Origin of the sequence: Psychrobacter sp. I-STPA10, assembly GCF_021012795.1 — a bacterium.
Taxonomy (GTDB): Bacteria; Pseudomonadota; Gammaproteobacteria; order Pseudomonadales; family Moraxellaceae; genus Psychrobacter.
On sequence record NZ_VFYU01000011.1, the window covers coordinates 14,473 to 32,974 of the forward strand.

Below are 18,502 nucleotides of genomic sequence, written 5' to 3' on the forward strand. Positions count from 1 at the left end.
CAATCTTAGCCTGTCAAGCTTTATTACTTAAACTTAACTCAAGTAAATCACATTCTAAGAGAGTCTGTGCAGTTCATGGACTGATTTGGTGTTAACTAATTGATTATAAGCAAACTACATCACTAATTATTCTATATAATATTCGACTTTCTTCACTACCTTTTCAATTTTCATATTTATTTTGTCAACAAGATATCGCTTATTTAGGTGCTCTAAATGGTTAAATATACCAAAGAAAGAAAACAGCTTGTTCAATGGGTAAAAACACAACTATCTGGTGAAACATTAACGTTTGATAAAAAGACAAACTCAGAAATATTAATAGAATCTAATCCATTTAATAGATATACCATGGGTATTTTATATCCCTCTGGTCTGGTGGATAATACTGAAGAAGAAGTGTTAGAAGAGGCAGTAGAAGAAGATAGCGACATTGTTTCACTAAAATCGCCACAAAGATACCAACCACCCTCATCTATGGGTTTTTCATTTTATGTCGATTCAACCCTAGAGCATATAAAAATATCCTATAAAGCAGTCAGATTTGAATATATCAGTCCTAAAGAAAGCGGCTTTTCTGAGAACCGCAAGCGGCAGTGGAAAAAAAGTTATTTAGATGAACAAGGCATTGATACTACTCATGGACATGGTATCGCCATTAATCAATCTTCTACTCATTATATCTACGACAAACTGGCGCGAATAGATGTGACAGTTCGTGACTATGGTGATGGCAAAATCATCACTGTTACTTTATCAAATGCTAAAAATAATAGTACTACACCACAAAAATCTTGCAATAATAACAATAATAATCAGTTTGAAGAGTTAAAGCAGCGGGTAGAAGGCTCATTGTTTGAAGTTGAATTAAGCTGTCATTTTGATAAAACAGCTTTACGTAACTACCCTCGTGTGAGTAAAGAGCTACTAACAGAGGAAGAAAAAGAGTTAGAGCTACGTTATAAGGATCAACACGTCTATGCCATTGGTCATGGTGTTGCTGTAGATTGGAAAGATTTTACTGGCAATCAAATCATGTTATATAGTGACTTTATGCCCTCATTTGAAGTGCCACAAGTCACCGCTAATACAGGTAACGCTTCTAGTAAAGTGCTAGATTTTGAATTTTTGCAATCAATACAAGATGATGACAGTGTATTAGAGCAGCTCGATGAATTTGTCGAAAACTATCTTGACTGGATTGAGACTCAAGAAGACCTCAAAAAAACTGAAGATGAGGATGAGCAAGTCACGGCACAAAATATCATAGACCGTATGCACATTGCTGCTAAACGCATGAAGAGTGGCATTGCTGTTTTGCAAGCAGATGAAAAAGCCAGACAAGCATTTGCCTTGGCAAACCAAGCCATGTTAGCACAAATGCAGCGTAGCCGACCAAATAATACGACATACAAATGGCGACCTTTTCAGTTGGCTTTTTTTCTGATGGTTTTAGAATCTTCAATGAATGAAGAGGATGAATATCGTGATTTAGTCGATTTAATTTGGTTTCCAACTGGTGGCGGAAAAACAGAGGCCTATTTGGGGGTAATGGCATTTTTATTTGTCTATCGCCGATTAAATTATACCAGTAGCGGCAATGGTACGATTGCCATTATGCGCTATACGCTGCGCTTGTTAACCTCGCAACAATTTGTCAGGGCTTGCAAAGTCATAGGTGCGCTTGAGCTTATCCGTAGACAGACACCAGAGCTTGGGGAGCAGCCCTTTACCGTCGGATTATGGTTAGGCGGCTCGTCATCACCCAATGAATTTCACCACGCCATAGAAATGAAAGAAAAACAAAATTTTAGTAAGTTTGTATTAAATGCCTGTCCGTGGTGTGATGACAACTTTACAAGTAACAATTATCAGGCAAACGAAAACTCATTCCACTTTACCTGCACCAATCAACAATGTTGTTTTGGTAAAGAGCAAAATAATATATTACCCTTTAATGTGGTGGATGACGCACTGTATGCCAAGCCGCCCAGTCTATTGATAGCCACCGTTGATAAGTTTGCCAGATTGGCATGGGATGAGCGAGCCCACGTTTTTATTGGTGGTAAAGACAACCGCCCTCCTGAACTTATTATTCAAGATGAACTGCATCTTATTTCTGGTGCATTAGGGTCGATTGTGGGCTTATATGAAGCAGGACTAGAGGCGGCAATAACATCACGTGGTGTATTCCCCAAATTCATCGCCTCTACTGCAACGATTCGACAAGCCACTGAGCAAGTAAAGGCTTTGTTTGGACGTGATATGGCAGTATTCCCGCCAGTTGGATTGCGCCAAAAGGATTCATATTTTGCCAAAGAAGTACCATTAGATGAAAAACCCGGTCGACTATATGTTGGCTATTTGGCCTTTAATCGGCAACGAAAGAACTGTTTGGAGGATTTGTCTGGGGCATTACTAGCCGTCCCACAAGTGCTTTATAATGAGCAAGATGCGCTCAAAGATGCGTGGTGGACACAAATGGTCTACCATAGCAGCTTAAAAGGTGTGGGCAATAGCCAAACTAACTTTCAAAATAACATCGCCAAAATTCAAAAACGGCTGTTAATGAACTATTTTATCAGTGAAGCACAAAACTACGAGCCCAATTATTCAGAGCAAATAGAGACACAACTAAATTCACAAAGTGCTTATGAAATATTTGTTAAAGGTCAGTGGTCAACGCAGCATGAGCTTTTAGAAAATGCAGACATCGCAAAACTATATCAACAATGCTTCCCCGTACGTACTATTAATACCAAGTCGCTAACAGGTAATAATACCGCTGAGACCAACACCAAAGTATTTAATTCTTTAAAGTCAAAATTCTATCAAAATGATGCAATAGATGCCGTCTTAGCTACCAATATGGTATCTGTGGGTTTGGATGAACCGAGACTGGCATTGATGGTAATGAATGGGCAGCCATTAACCACAGCAGAGTATATACAAGCCAGCAGCCGTGTGGGGCGGGGTGATATTCCGGGGATTGTATTTGTCAATTATTACAAAACGCAGGCACGTAGCTTATCGCATTATGAAAATTTTCGGGCATATCACAGCTCATTTTATCGCTTTGTAGAGCCATCTAGCCTGACACCATTCACTGAGCAAGTCAGACACAAAGCATTACATGCTGCTTTGGTTACAGCCATCCGTCATGGTGAAAATGGTCTATTAAAAAATACCCAAGCGGAAGACTTTTTTAACTCTTCTAAGGATACCATTGCCATTGAAAAAATCATTAAAAAGTTCAAACAGCGGATACAATATGCCGCACTAGATAACATAGAGAGCGTTAATCAGCATTTAGATATATTAATTGAACAATGGAAAGATGAAGCCTCCTCAGCCATCAATCTTAGATATAAAGCTGATGATAAAGCTGGTAGAAGCTTGCTGGCCTCTTTTGAAAATGATCAATATTCTGGGGTGTGGCAAACCCTAAATTCTATGCGTAATGTAGAAAAAATGGCTTTATTTGAAATTAATTTAGATAAAGATAGATTTATTTATAGTGACAAGTGGTTCACACCTGTGCGATTTTCTCATTTAATGAGCTACTCCGGGGTTGGATCTGTGGTTCATGATAATCTTGAATGGCTGGTAAAAGTCAGTGATACAAAAGAGTGGGCGCCTAAAGATAATTTGCTTGAGTTACATGCCGTAGAGCGGGTAAAAAAATACTTTCAAACCGAAAAGAAATTATTATTGCCGCCAGAGGCTCAAGTAAAAACTGCCCAAAACATTGAAATCAAAGGTAGCACACTGCCAGTTGCACGCTTTCCTGCTTGGATGCACTGTCGCCATTGTGGTCTTATTTATCACAAACCTTGGGAGTTAAGAACGCATCAAGGCATTTTAATTGATGATGCCATATTTTGTACTGCTGACAGTTGTCGAGGAGCTAATCATTTACTCAAACAAATTATATGGTGTACAGCCAGTAATAATGGTGATTTAAGAGACGTACCTTGGCATTATATTTGCCATAGGGGTAAGCAAAACAACTGTGTGCAAGAAATAGATAGAGCTTATCTAAAAATACAAGACGCCAACTCTGGGAAAAAAGAAATCTATTGCAGCAAGTGCCGTACCCAAAACCTATTTGAAAAAACTGAATTCAAAAGTAAATCTGGTGATACCTATGTAGTCACAGAAGTAAATGATGCCAGAATTTATACCCCGCATACCGAGCGGGCATTGGTGATTCCTCCAGAATCTAATATCGATAGAAACTCCATCATCTACCAATTGCAATCCAATTCTCAGCTATTAAATGCCATCGAGAGCGCAACACATAAAATAGAAAGGAAAAGAAATCGAGAGATACGAAAGGCCATAAAAGCTTTACAGTGTACAAAAGAAGAACTGTTAGCAGCCCTTGACACTATTAAAGACTTTCAGCCTGAGCATTTTGTTGTCACCAATATGTTAAACGATGAATATGAGGCACTCATCACAGCTGCTAACTTTCCAAGTGGAGCTGATTTTGTCACCCGACATTTAACTGAAGACTGGACAACATATATTAATGCGCATCTATCATGTAATGACACAGCATATTTATCAGCACAGTTGATTGATAAACTGGTAGCGATAGATAGATTAAGAGTCATCGAGATTTTTAAGGGCTTTTCAAGAGACATTAGAACCGATGAGGCGGTATCGACTGATCCCAATAGTGATGAAGATAATATAACAGATAATAAGCTCATTCCTCCTGATATCGAAGGCAACGCTGATTGGCTTCCTGCCATCGAATTATTTGGCGAAGGCATATTTTTTACGTTAGATAGTCAGATACTCAAACAATGGGAAACAAATGAACAAATCCGCTTGCGCGCAAATCAGATAAATCTGCGCTATCAAGCATCGGATATGATTTTAACAGATGATATTATACCTACCCCAAGATTTATTCTGATGCACACGCTGGCACATTTGCTCATACGTGAACTAGAATCATCGGCTGGTTATCCTGCTGCTTCATTAAAAGAGCGTCTGTATTGTTCTACGACAGATGATAATATGGCGGGTATTATGATATATACCGCTGTCCCTGACATAGCAGGTACATTGGGCGGTATCGTACAGTTAGTCGAGCCTGCAAGATTTTTACGCCTATTAGACAGTGCGTTACGACAAGCGCAGTGGTGCTCATTAGACCCTGTATGTGGTGAGATGGAGCGACAAGGACCGTCTTGGCTAAATCGTGCTGCTTGTCACGCTTGTGCCTTAGTACCAGACACTTGCTGTAACTATAACAATGTATTTTTAGATAGGGTCTTTATTAAAGGAAATTCCAAAGTAGGCATACCCACTTTGATAGATGTCATAAGGAATAAAAATGGCGAAACGTATATATAAACTACCAAGACAGGATCAACTAACCAAAGAACAACGTAAAATTTTACGCTTGCCCGAACAAGGAGACTATTTAATCGTCGGTGCACCCGGTACGGGTAAATCTGTAGTGGCTTTAATGCGTCTACAAAATTTAGTAAAAACCCAAAATGTGCATTTTTTGACCTTTAATCATGTGTTAAATCATGCCAATAAATGCCTTGTTGATGAAAAGCTTCAAGACAATATGCATACTGCCATGTCTTGGTTTTACTCATTATATTGGGAAAACTGTCAAGTATTTGTGCCTGAAGAAGACAACTATCAGCCAGATTATGATGCAGTGATGCAAGACTTTCAATCTAAAAAATTAGAACTTAGTGATCACAGTTTAATTATTGATGAGGGTCAAGATTTACCACCTCAGTGGTATGAAGCGGTAGATAGCCTAAATATAAACAACTTTTTTATAGTGGCAGATCAAAATCAGCAAATTACCGAGCAAAACTCATCTAGAGAAGATATTGAAATTTGTCTTGGTCTTGATTCTGATGAGGTAATAGAGCTAAAAGAAAACTGGCGTAACACCATGCCCATCGCCCTATTTTGCAATTATTTTTATACAGATAAAGGCAGCCCAAAGCCAGTAATACCCAACCGACCTTCGATTAATATCCCTATACTTTATGAGTATGAAAAACTTGACAGTGTAAAAGAGCAGATATTGCGTGAATATCACTTTGATCCCAGTAAATTAATTGGGGTGTTTGTGGCGACAGATGCCAAACGTGAAGATTGGGTACGTAGACTTGCAAATGACAATCAGCCCCGCAACAACCCCTCGCCTGTGATTACTACCTACAGTTCTTCTCAAAAAGGAGACGTTCATATTGACTTTAGTCAAGGTGGTATCGTGGTATTAAGCGATAAATCGGTTAAAGGCATTGAATTTGATGTGGTATTTATCCAAACGGATGGCTTTAATAATAAATCGGGTAGTGAAGAGCGTTTAAAAAAACGCTTATACGTTATGTCTTCAAGGGCAAAAGAAAAGCTATATTTATTCAAAAGTCACATTTATAACAGTATCCTTGAAGAAATATTGCCACCAGAAGGTGAGGTGGTTAAGTTTATCCCAGAAGGCGAAACCAAAGAATTAGAGCAAGAACTACTAAAGAGGCGCAAACTATGAGCAGTCATTGGTATATAGTCACAAACACTGAAAACCTTATCCATTTTATTCACTATGGCTTGATTATTGATAGACAAGGTTTTGCCAAAAATAATTATCTGATAGATGCTATGCAAGATATCCCTTTAGGATATGTTCCTTGCTTTGCTAAAGACAATATCTATCCTGCGCTCCAAAAAGCAAAAGAGGAAGATAAAAATCTCAGTGGGTGCTTGTTAGAAATAGATGTCAAACAAATTGAGCAAATGCAGACTTTGGGTGTTTTTATAGAGCCTACTTCTTCTATTATAAATCAGCAGCACAATGACATCACTGAGCTACTTGCAGCAAAAAATATTAACTGTATTCTGCTCCCCGCTCCCCTACCCTTTAGTCTAATAAAAAGTATTACACTACAAGATACACAGACCCGAGACAAAGTAAAAGCCATCTATCAGCAAAAATTTAACACATTTGCTGCGAAAAAAAGTTTTTATGCCGTCAAACCAACTTTATTTAAGCAGCCAAAGACAAAAAGTAACATTGAAGATGATATTTTTGGCTTAGAACAAAATTGGAATATAGAGCAAAGAGTATTAAGTTATGACAAAGCATTTTCTTATGGTGGCACTTTGGGGCTGTTATATTATCAAACAAAAAATGGTCGTCAGACGGTAGAAATATTTAATGAGCTGATGCTAAATGAACGCATAGATGGTGTAAACCATAATAAAGATTATTTACGCTCACTTGTACCATTGCTGACATATATCACTAAAAGCCCCAACTCAAAAGTAGATAATGAGATTGAACTTATCTATAAACGGCTGATAGATGAATTAATCCACATTGATAATCATGGCGTAGCGTGTGAATTTATATTAAGTGTCTTACAAAGTGATGCCATACCCGAAAAATATAAAGACAAATGTTTTAAATTATCAAAAAGTCTTGAAAAAATCGTTGAGCGAACGAACGATAAAGATCCTGAGACTATTTTACAATTAATCATTAATAATTTATATCCAGAAGACATTGACTTTAAAAACTTCACGTTATTAATTACCATGTTCTTTTTGCGAGATCATATCGAAACGGTACTAAAATACCACCACCAAGATTTTACAGAGAGACATTACGCCCTCATTGCAATATTCTTTGGACTGACCTCTGGCATCGTCAATGTGCCCGATGAAATCAGACAAACCTATGAATTATCCACTTGGATATCTTATAAAATGGCTGAATATGTGCATAGCCTACATGCCAGCCCTGTCACGTTTAAAAATCCAACACAGCCTGCTATCTTATATACGGATTATATAAAAGATAAACCAACTAAAATTTATAAATTACATAGATTTTATGAATGGCTTAATAACAAATTACTTCAGGAAAATCATGTTGCAAATCATCAACTCGTAGAATGGAAAATATCTTTACCATCCACCTATACGGTAGAGAACAATAAATACTTATTGTCAGAAACTAAACCTGACATACTTGCATCTATTGATATTGCGATTTTAGAAGATTATTTTCAAGCCAAAATTAAACAAGACACGTTATTTAATTTTAACGAAATCACCGATGCTTATAAGAAATATACAAAATGAAAGTAATACCAAACATCCCTTACGACAATAATAGCTTTGCTGAACAGCAGGTATTTGCGGCATTAAAAGCAATCGATACTCCGTTTGATTGTGTGGCACTGCATTCTGTTATGTTACCCAATCATGCCTATAAAAGAATTGGTGAAGCTGACTTTGTCATTGTAAGTTGTTATGGCATTTTTGTTTTGGAAGTCAAAGGGGGCACTATTTCTTATCAAAATGGTCAGTGGTCTAGCAGTAATCAACAAGGTACTTATAATATTTGTGATCCATTTAAGCAGGCTAATAGTGCATTGCACGCTTTAAATGAAAAAATCACAGACTATCTCACACTAGAGCAAGAGCGTTTACCTTTAGGTTATGGAGTGGTGTTCCCCGATGTGTTATGGAATAAAGAGAGCGTTGAATGGGAAGCTGAAATAGTATGCGACTCTCAAGGAATGCTGCAATTTTCACATTGGTTGACCACCTTTTTTGAGTATTGGCATGAACGTCCAGCAAACGCCAATCTTTTATCCACTAGTGACACAAAAAAAATTATTGATTTTTTACGACCCAGCTTTGAGTTTATACAGCCTCTATTTGCTCATGTGGAAAATATGCAACAGCTGTCAGTTAAGCTAACTGAAGAGCAGTATCATTATGTTGATATGGCAATGGAGAATCAACGGGTTATTTGCTCTGGTGGTGCTGGAACAGGCAAAACATTTTTAGCAGCTGAGCTATGTCGCCGGTTTATATCGCAAGGCAAAACTGTACTACTGGCATGCCACTCTTCTTGGCTGCGCCATTACTTATCAACCTTAATACCATCAGAGAGTCTGATTATCACAACCATTTCAGGCTTAACTGTAACCATGAGAAGAGAGAGTATTGACAGCTTTGATGTGGTCATTGTAGATGAAGGACAAGACATCTTAAATATCAAAGATTTAGAGCAGTTAAACTTAGCCCTAAAAGATGGCTTTGAAAATGGGCAATGGTATTTCTTCCATGATGCCAACAACCAAGCAAATGTTCTCACTAAGTTTGATGATCAGGCAATGGCATGGCTCAAGACTCAAAATCATCCTGCGATATTTAAACTGAATATTAATTGCAGAAATACTCGTAATATTTTGTCAAAAATTCAATCCTCTCTAACTTGTGATTTAGGCAGACCTGCTTTAATTGAAGGCCCTGAAGTCACTGAATTTTCTGGTAACCAAGAGTATCTTAGCAAAAAGTTATCTATAGTATTAAAAGAATTAAAAATCTCAGAGTTAGATAACGGTTCCATCACCATCCTATCTGCTTTAAGAAAAAGAAAGTCATTGCTATCCACCTTAGCTACTGATGAAATCAAAGATATTATTGAACTGGATGATTATAAAGTGAGAACTTATCCATTTAAGCAAATCACCTTTGCTGAGATAGCAAACTTTAAAGGTCTTGAAAATGATGTGATCATTTTATTAGATTTAGAAGACCCACAAAATCTAACCACAGATGACAAAAAAACACTTCATTATGTAGGTATGAGCAGAGCAAGAGCAAAATTATACTGCTTTTGGTCATCTTCTGATACAGTTCATACAATTTAACTCCGCCATAAAGTGAGAAAAATATGCTTAATATCTTTTATTCTAAAACTTAAGTAAGCTCTGGAAATATTTTTAGCAATACCCTTTCATACTCTTTATTTTGCTCTACTTCTCCTGCCAAAATATTTTTTCTAAACTCAATAAATTTCTTATTATTTGTCGCTTCATTAAGAAATGGATTTTTATTTTTATAAAGATCACATGCCTTAATAATCATTAAGGAATTTGGTTGATAGTTTGATAAAGCATGATTCAAATAAGCAGCCATACTATTGAGATTTTTACCAAATATGGTATCAGTTTTGATTGCTGTTATTGTATATATGGTATGTAAGTTTACATTTTCAGTTGCTACTTTAAAGTCATCTAAGTTATTAATCTTCATATATGTACGTAAAATTGCCCATTGAGTTTCTTGTTCAGGTTTTCCCAAAACTTCATGATAAAGATGAGTGATATAATCTATGTCTTGATCATCTAGTATCAGATTATGAGGATATAATCTTCTTAAGATCTCTTTTATATTGGAAAAATCTTTGTGCTCACGGATTTTTTTACACACTTCTATAAAAATAGTATTCTCACCTTCATCATAGCTTTCTGGGTTAATTGGTAGTCCTAACTGAGGTAAATAAAGTAAATGTAAAGCAAGTTTAGATAAATTAGGATTGGAAAAAGCATTAATAATAACCCTATCTTTCGAGCATTGCATCGCATCAGCTAGTTTATCAGATGTCTCATTAAGTTTCTGTTTAATAAACTCTTTATCATCCTCATCAAATTGAGTATCTTGCTCTGTAATCTCAAATCCTAATAATTTAGGAACTTTGTAAACCGATTCTGAAATATATGGTTTCTCTTTATTACAGAAGCCAACTAGCTGATCAAAGTAACTTTCTACTTTCTTTTTATGCCAATATTCCATAATTATTTTTCTCACCTCTTATTTAAAACTAAAGTCATTAGTTATTCAGGTTAATAAACTAACCTGAAAATCCATCATCATCAAGCTGATAATGACTGATAGTAGCTCTCAACAGACTTTTTATTCTATATTTTACTTCTATCTTCTCAGATTCATCCAACCCCTCATATTTTACTTTTAGATAAAAACAGTCTCCATTCTTATCTTCATAATAACCATTTACAATATATTGTTCTAAATCAAACAAATGAATATATTTAACAAACTCACTCAACTCATCTTCATATTTTTTTGTTCCATCTCTAACATAAAGACCAAGATAGTCATTATAATCTAGCCTATAATGGTTAGATATAAAATCCTGAGTTCTTTGGGGGAGATTATGATTGGTAACACAAAACATGTCAGATGAATTATTTAAATAAGTTACGTTTATATAATTTTTTACAAGTTTAAATATTTTATCATTATTCTTTTTTAGATAGATGGCATCAGCATCAGATATTTTGGGACTCAGGAAGATAGAAAAAAACTTAACAGGATGAAAGTACTCATTTAAAATAGAATCTGATTCAGCTTTGCAGCCATATTCTTGTGCATACAATAATCTTCCATTGAGCTTAGGACAAAGAAATTCAATTATTTTATTAAGAGTATGATCAGGAATATTGATTTTATTTTTATGAATTTGCTCCTTATAATCTAATTTATTATTTTTATCTTGCTCTTTTAATTTATTGTAATGACCATAATAGTAACATATACTTTTAAAAATATTATAAAATCCTGGATAATAATCAATAATATTATGAGCAACTTGAATTAATTTTGTATACTTCAAACCAATTGGCTCTCCATACTTAGCTGATAGCATTGAGCAAATGATACTTTGATATTTTTCACTAGGGATTCGAAGTTCTTCTTTTTTAGGAACCATACTCGTTGCTTCAAAAAATAACTCGAAAGGTGAATGCCAACCTATACTCATATTATATTTATTGACTTTATTTGTCTCACTTTCTGTAAATTCATCATTAGCAATGAGTCTATCAAACATTCCATTAAGATTGTTTTTAATTGATTGTTCAAATAATTCACGTAGTTCATCAAAGTTCTCAGGCAACTGTCTATAAAGTGTGCTAACCGCATCAGCAGATGAGTAATCATTGTATACATTATCACCATATCTATACATATATAAATCCTTATTGTCTTAGTTTAGTATTTATTGAACTTTCCCCAGTATACTCAACAGGAGTGATAATACCAAAATCAGCCATTTTATCCGTATAACAAATGGAAAAATACTAAGCGCCCCGATCGCTATGATGACTTATATCTTTGGGATTGTTTCTGTCATCTGTTGCGCTGTTACTTCGTTAGAGTAATATCGACATTAGCTCTCGCTTTCTTATTTTTAATGTCATACAATAACGCCCTTTTTATAGTTATTGCCTTGTTTTTATTCACAATTAATACGATGAACTGTCATGTAAGCACTCAGTTGCCTAACACTCGATGGTCATAAGGAAGTGAAATGAGTAATCAGCAAATCCCCCCTTCAGACTCTAAACCACAGTCCCTAATTTCCCCTAGCGAAGATGCTATATTATCCGGCAGCTATGAGCAGCTACATAAACCAAGCGCTAGCTTTGATAGTCGTGATGATTATCTCAATCATGAATTGCAGATTATGCAGCCTAAACGCTGGCGTCCTAATTTACCATTTCGTGATTATCGATTTGAGTTTGAAGACACGATTCCAGCGATGGCCGCCACTATTGGTAAAGTCGTTATGGTTGGTGCAATTGCTGCCACTTTCGCAGGTCCTCTTGGACTAGGCGATGCCTTTATTTTAGAGAACGTGCGTTACGAGCTATTAATTGTCTCAATTTTTATTATTCTATTCTCCGGCTTTATATTGCCTACCGCCAACCTAGCGGGCACACACGGGCCACTGATTCCTTTGATTCCAATTATTGTAGCCGCTGGCGGTCACCCGATGGCGTTTGGTCTATTAATCGGTGGTTTTGGACTGTTATTAGCGATAAGTAAAGGCGGCAGCTTACTGGCGAATCTGACCAGTAAAGGCGTGTGCGGGGGGCTACTGTTGTATTTAGGCTTTATTGGGACGACCTCGCAAGTCAAAAACCTTTTTGCTTGGGCAGAGGGCATCGGTATGGCACACATTGCCTTTGTGGTAATTTTGCTGACCATTATTTTGTATGCGCTACTTGAGCACTTCCAAAAACGCTGGCTTGCTGTACCGCTCAGCTGCTTAGTGGGTGGTGGCACTGCATTTTTGATGGGCGCACCATTTGCATTTAAAACAGACCCCGGTATGCCACATTTAAGCCCCATGTATTGGTGGGGTGAGAATACGGGCTGGATGCTAGGCTTTCCGACCGTTGATAGCTTTATTATTGTCTTACCATTTGCGATCTTAGCTGTCGCAATGTGGTCACCAGATTTCTTAGGGCATCAAGTATTTCAGAAGATTAGCTATCCTAAGCGAACCGAACGCGTCTTGATGGACATTGACGATACCATGGTCAGCGCCTCATTTCGACAAGTGGCAGGATCACTCCTAGGCGGTGCCAACTTTACCTCATCATGGGGCACCTATATCGTCCCCGCAGCGATTGCTAAGCGTCCTATTCCCGCAGGTGCTCTATTAACGGCGTTATTTTGTATCATCGCTGGTATCTGGGGTTATCCGATGGATTTAGCGATTTGGCAGCCAGTGATGTGTGTGGCGTTAATTGTCGGCGTGTTTATTCCGTTGTTAGAGGCAGGTATGGAGATGACTCGGGAAGGTAAAACCACCCAGTCTGCTGCAATTGTGGTCTTTGCCTCAGCGCTAGTAAACCCAGCTTTTGGCTGGTCAATCACCTTGTTATTGGACAATTTAGGTTTGATTGGCTCTAAAGAGCGCAGTGCAAGCTTGAGCAAAATGAGTCGCTGGATTATTCCAGGTGTGATGTTTGTTGTCTTAACTGGAGTGATGGCAATGGTGGGTATGTTGCCTGGTATCCCAGCACTATTACCTCACTTCCGTCATTAATTAAGGCTATCAATTCAATTTACCTGGATTAAGATACGGTTTGTTAAAATCAGTGGTAGTATTCTAAAAAGTAGGTTCCCCCTCCCTGAGAGGCGTTAAAAAATTGCACTGCAATTTTAGCCTTACAAGGGAATTTCTTTAAATAGAAATTTCTAAAAGGAGGGGGTTAGAAAGAGGGCTGAAACTATGGAGATTTATGAACAATAACCACAGCATACTTTTTGAAACATCTCCAAATCAGTATCTCAATTTTTCCTACAAAGGTGAATATTCAACAGAGCCTAACTTACCTCTTTGGCAATTAATCGTAGTTCTTCAAGTACCTCATCAAGTTTACACAACACCTTGTCTACACCCGTCTCATTATCTCCTAAATCACAGACATACGATACAACTTGATCAAATAAGAGCGAGTTAGCATCCTCTTCAACATAAGGTTTAAAATCTAAAGTTTCTAATACATCAATGATTCGTTGTGGATATTCATTATGAGTATCCGAGTTATTCTTGAAGATTATCTCAAAGTTATGTGGATGTTTATAAATAGCTATATCAAAAGTATTTTTACCAAAGTGCCAGTTTATAATTTTTTGATGAGCCCAATCTTCAGTCGTAGTAACTTCTTCATACTCTGCCGCTGCAAAAGGCTGTAAATAATCAGGATCATTCGTAAGAATTTCATTAAGTTTTAAATCTATGACCTTTGTATAAAATTCATATTGAGTAAAGTTGCGTTGTGACTCTTTAAATAATACAAACTCATCTTTATTTTTGAGTATAAATCCTTGTTTACAATAGTCAAAAAGTACAGGATACTGAATAAAAGCTTTTCTCCAGTATTCAATATTTTCATTTGTAACTGCTTTGGCAGAAATATTTTCTAAAGATTCTTGCAGTTTATGAGTATTAAAATCTGGATCATCAAGTACTGCTTTGACATAAGACTGTCTGGCTTCGATGATGTTTTCTGAGTCTTCATTCTTCATATACGCAGAGCCAATGCGTAAAAGTCTCTTCCAACTATGATCCCTTTTAATATTATTTTTGGTTTCTCGTGTGCTAAGTAAATTGTATCTGTCGTAACTTTTTTTAGTAAAATAAACCCCCTTACTTAATACCGCACGCTCCCAGGCATAGTTAATTTTTTGTGAGGTATTTTGTATTTGTATAAGGTTAAAAACAGCACCAGCAGATATTGCATACTTCTTAAACGCTTCTAGATAGTTCACATTTTCACTAGCATCCCAGTCGCAATTTTGATGTTCACGATAAAATTCTAGAATACCTGAAAAATTAAGTAAAAATCCAATTTGACCCTTAAAAAATGGATGCGCCTCCGCATCAAAGATGGCTTCACGCCAGTCATCAGATTTTAGTATTAAGTTGGCTTTGATCTTCTCTTCAACCACTTGGTCTTGACTAAAGGTGCTGATTTGAAGGTCAGGATCGTTTGCTAAGACATCTAAAATAGAGCGGTCATAATCAGTTAAAGATTCAATAGCAGAAAAAGCATTATTAAAGTTTTCTGCATCATCGATAATGGTATTTTCAGTTAAGTTATATACAACCCGCATCCATTCGACTAACTTGGTCTGTAAGTCCTCTTTTATCTTGTTAGTAGCTATATCTGTTAAGGTAAGATTTTTTATTAGGAATCGATAAAAGGCATAAAATCTAAGTTTTTCAGTATATGATGTATTATCAGCAAGTACTTTTTCGAACATGGCTTCTTCAGGATAATACTTTTTTTGAGCATCTGTAGGCAAAAATGTCTTTATCTTATGGTTGTCACTTGCATCTAATAAATCCAATATATGAATTAAATTGCCAATAAATTGAGCGTTTAGACAGTCATAATCTTTATAGGTAGATACTGCAACAGATTTAAGATTATTATTATTGGCAAAGAATGTATCACTTATGATATTCGCAATATTTTTTGAGCTGTCTTTAGAATGACTCATATATTCAAATAAAATGAGTAAGCGGATAAAATTCATAAACTCATCATCAAAAGTATCATGGTTTTCACCTACTTTACGATACGTCCAAAATAAATCTGCCCAATCGGTGTCAATCTTGTGAGCGAAGTACTCATGTCCACTTACCCTACCACCTCTAGCATCTAAATTAAACTTAGGTAGGGAGTCAGATTGAGACTGAGAAGCTTGTTCTATTATGGCTTTAAAATGCTCAAATGGCGTTAAAGGCTTGCCTCTAGCATTCATTTTTATATAAAGCTCATCGGACAAGCCAAAATGATCTAATGGTAAAAATTGAAAAGTGATGTATGGGTCTTTGGTATCAGTGATTTTGAGGTATAAGTCTTCATCATGGTTTTTAAACTTTTTTTCAATGGCATCAAGCATATTAAGACAAGCCTGCACCGTCGGATCGTGTTTCCAAGATAGATAAAACCAATTACAGTCAGTTATTAATTCGCTTATTATAGGGTTGTCTTTTTCTGACTGACTATTATTAGTAGTTCTAGAGATTTTCTCTATAAAACTGTCATCTGCTGTCAAGGCATTAAAAAACTCAGTAGAACTTTTACGGGTTTTGTAGGTAAAGCGAGATTGATTATTAAAGGTGAATTTATCCTTAAACTCATCAAATCGATTGTCTTTTATAGCCAAATACCAGTGTAATAAAAATAAGGTAGTTAGGCGTTGTTGACCATCAAGTATAGAGAACGCCTTATTAACGATACTGCCATATACAAAATCTAAATTCAGTGAGTAATTTAAGTTCTGCCTTTTAGTCGTTAATGTATTATATAGCGAGGTCAAAAAAACCTCTCGAACTTCACTTGCACTTTGTCTGCCTTGAGCATAATCACGCTGAATAATCGGTATCTCAATAAAATCAATATTTTCATAGTCAAATATTTCTATAAAGGTAATTTTTTTACTGATATTATCCGTTGCTAATGTCGTCATTATCATGCTTCCTCTTGGCTAAAAAATTCAGTCAATATATCTATCATTGCTTGCTTATAATTCAAGGCATCTTCTTTTTGCCAATAGAGCATTTTATCGACATTACTACTGTAGTATTTCAAAAAAACATTCTTAGTACATAAAGGTACGTAAGTCGCTTTTTTATCTAAACCAATAATTGTATTGCGTTTAATTGGGAATATGGCATTTTTATAACTGCGATTGGTTCCTTGATCGAGCAAAGTTAAATTACCAATAGAGTTGTCAACTTCATCATCACCTTTAGGGTTGTATAAGGTCATGACACGCTCATACAAGGTTTTAAACTGTTCTTTGGTAAACGAGATTTCAAGCAGCTTAAACGCTTGTTGTTTAATACTAAGTGCTTCATTTATTTCATTGGCTAAGCTTTTTTGGTTAGCTGCAATCAAGCCATCTGTAGTATTGTTATCATCAGATAGGTACTTTATTATTTGTTGTAGCCATTTTATCTGCTCAGTACTGGAATTTGGTATCTCAGAGTTTACAGAGTAAATATGCTCTATATCCCATTTTTCTAATTTAAATTTTTCAAACTGAAAGCGTGCATTGGACTTTGGATTACTTAATAGACTGATAATATTAAATAGCAATAGTATTTGACGTAATTTATTAACCCTTGTATAACCATAATTAAGCTCTGATATATAATCATTTATCTTAACTGCTAATTTGTTCTGCTTAATCAAAACTTTTCTTTCATCCTCAAAAGCACGTTTAAATATAATATTAATCAAACGTCTATTGAAATCTTTTTTGCCTTTACTTTCCCTACTTATGTTTATGATATCTGTTATCTTCTCGCCTTGAGAAATCAAGAATCCTATCAAATGGAATAATTCACGATCGTTATACCATTCTTCTAAAGACATAAAATACTGCTTAACAGTGAGCCATTCTTGCGCTAAATCCACATTCTTACTAAGCTGAGCATTATATTGTAAAAATATCTTTAATTTATCGCCTTGAGTGACGTCAATATTTTTAAACTGTGAATCTGTGGCTCTAAGTTTAAGTATTAACTCAATACGATTTGTCTGTATGTCTGCGTTACTTAGAAAATACCAAAAAGCATCGTCTTGAAGTTTCTTTTCAATATCATCCCATTCTTGCGATATTTTTATCTGCTGAAGCTGATGTGCGTCTAATGACTGTTGACTAAATTGACTAGATTTTAAGAATAAAGCTTTGATTAACTCAGCATTAACTAAGGGAATTTTACCCATATTTAAGCGTGTAAATACCTCAACTGCATTTTCATGCTCACCCAGTTCATACCATATCATTTTAACGTTCTTGCCAATTTCATCGCTACTTAATAAGGTTTGAAATAGAACATTACGGTACATACGGTCTTGGGTTTTAAACCATTCACCAACGGCTTCTTTAGCTTTCACAATGTGGAAAAAGTCGATATTCTCTTCAGCTTTGGTGACATCAATGTTATCTAAAAACTCGGTTGAATCAGGTCTGGTTTCATATTCGATTTTATAACGAGAATAGTCATAATCATCAAGAAGAGACTTTAAGAAGGTTAAAATAATATAAATAGTCGTAAGACGTTGTTGCCCGTCAACCACTTCCCATTGGTCATCTCTTTTTTTAACGACAATAGGTTGTAGGCAATAGAATTGCTTTTTATCTCCGCTCTCCTCGGAAGTTTGCTGAAATTCCTTGATATCATCTAATAAGGCAAATACTTGTTGTTTATTCCAACGATATCCACGTTGATAGGCAGGTATAAAAAATTTTTCACCTAATAAATCACTGATGGGTTTTGGCTCTAAGATGTTATCTTGCATTCTTATTCCTTATGGTT

9 protein-coding genes are annotated in these 18,502 nt (G+C 35.9%); 5 read left to right on the plus strand and 4 right to left on the minus strand.

From position 1 onward, the window contains the following. Positions 1-216 precede the first annotated feature (216 nt). From drmB to FHK89_RS04825, 4 genes are read left to right on the plus strand one after another with little or no spacing between them, the layout of a single operon-like run. Positions 217-5,370 carry a DrmB family protein gene (gene drmB / locus FHK89_RS04810; RefSeq protein WP_230657364.1) on the plus strand — a complete coding sequence of 1,718 codons (5,154 nt, stop codon included), beginning with the start codon at positions 217-219 and terminating at the stop codon, positions 5,368-5,370. After that, the gene (locus tag FHK89_RS04815; RefSeq protein ID WP_230657367.1) at positions 5,351-6,538 is read left to right on the plus strand and encodes an AAA family ATPase; all 1,188 of its coding nucleotides are present in this window, start codon (positions 5,351-5,353) and stop codon (positions 6,536-6,538) included. The genes drmB and FHK89_RS04815 overlap by 20 nt, the downstream gene beginning before the upstream one ends. Continuing rightward, positions 6,535-8,133: a hypothetical protein gene (locus FHK89_RS04820; RefSeq protein WP_230657370.1), complete on the plus strand. Its 1,599-nt coding sequence runs from the start codon at positions 6,535-6,537 to the stop codon at positions 8,131-8,133. The genes FHK89_RS04815 and FHK89_RS04820 overlap by 4 nt, the downstream gene beginning before the upstream one ends. Next, the gene (locus FHK89_RS04825) at positions 8,130-9,716 is read left to right on the plus strand and encodes a nuclease-related domain-containing DEAD/DEAH box helicase (RefSeq protein WP_230657373.1); all 1,587 of its coding nucleotides are present in this window, start codon (positions 8,130-8,132) and stop codon (positions 9,714-9,716) included. Before FHK89_RS04820 ends, FHK89_RS04825 begins: the two co-directional genes overlap by 4 nt. A gap of 49 nt (positions 9,717-9,765) precedes the next feature. Here the strand turns inward: FHK89_RS04825 and FHK89_RS04830 are convergent, their stop codons facing one another. Both FHK89_RS04830 and FHK89_RS04835 read right to left on the minus strand, forming a co-directional pair. After that, entirely contained in the window at positions 9,766-10,641 is an 876-nt protein-coding gene (locus tag FHK89_RS04830; RefSeq protein ID WP_230657376.1) for a DUF7829 domain-containing protein, read from the minus strand. A 58-nt stretch (positions 10,642-10,699) separates the two neighbouring features. Continuing rightward, positions 10,700-11,836: a DUF7829 domain-containing protein gene (locus tag FHK89_RS04835; RefSeq protein ID WP_230657379.1), complete on the minus strand. Its 1,137-nt coding sequence runs from the start codon at positions 11,834-11,836 to the stop codon at positions 10,700-10,702. A 342-nt stretch (positions 11,837-12,178) separates the two neighbouring features. Here FHK89_RS04835 and FHK89_RS04840 point away from each other — a divergent pair, with 342 nt between their 5' ends. Beyond that, positions 12,179-13,705 (plus strand): DUF3360 family protein, encoded by a 1,527-nt coding sequence (locus tag FHK89_RS04840; protein ID WP_230657383.1) that lies wholly within the window; start codon positions 12,179-12,181, stop codon positions 13,703-13,705. A gap of 281 nt (positions 13,706-13,986) precedes the next feature. Here the strand turns inward: FHK89_RS04840 and FHK89_RS04845 are convergent, their stop codons facing one another. Further along, positions 13,987-16,644: a DUF262 domain-containing protein gene (locus tag FHK89_RS04845; protein ID WP_230657385.1), complete on the minus strand. Its 2,658-nt coding sequence runs from the start codon at positions 16,642-16,644 to the stop codon at positions 13,987-13,989. A gap of 2 nt (positions 16,645-16,646) precedes the next feature. After that, positions 16,647-18,485, minus strand: a complete 1,839-nt coding sequence (locus FHK89_RS04850) for a DUF262 domain-containing protein (RefSeq protein ID WP_230657388.1) — start codon at positions 18,483-18,485, stop codon at positions 16,647-16,649. Between the last annotated feature and the right edge of the window lie 17 nt (positions 18,486-18,502).

Coding starts and splice junctions, on each gene's coding strand:
- FHK89_RS04835 (WP_230657379.1), bottom strand. CDS start 11,836: ATGTATAGATATGGTGATAATGTATACAATGATTACTCATCTGCTGAT.
- FHK89_RS04820 (WP_230657370.1), top strand. CDS start 6,535: ATGAGCAGTCATTGGTATATAGTCACAAACACTGAAAACCTTATCCAT.
- FHK89_RS04830 (WP_230657376.1), bottom strand. CDS start 10,641: ATGGAATATTGGCATAAAAAGAAAGTAGAAAGTTACTTTGATCAGCTA.
- FHK89_RS04840 (WP_230657383.1), top strand. CDS start 12,179: ATGAGTAATCAGCAAATCCCCCCTTCAGACTCTAAACCACAGTCCCTA.
- FHK89_RS04845 (WP_230657385.1), bottom strand. CDS start 16,644: ATGACGACATTAGCAACGGATAATATCAGTAAAAAAATTACCTTTATA.
- drmB (WP_230657364.1), top strand. CDS start 217: ATGGTTAAATATACCAAAGAAAGAAAACAGCTTGTTCAATGGGTAAAA.
- FHK89_RS04815 (WP_230657367.1), top strand. CDS start 5,351: ATGGCGAAACGTATATATAAACTACCAAGACAGGATCAACTAACCAAA.
- FHK89_RS04825 (WP_230657373.1), top strand. CDS start 8,130: ATGAAAGTAATACCAAACATCCCTTACGACAATAATAGCTTTGCTGAA.
- FHK89_RS04850 (WP_230657388.1), bottom strand. CDS start 18,485: ATGCAAGATAACATCTTAGAGCCAAAACCCATCAGTGATTTATTAGGT.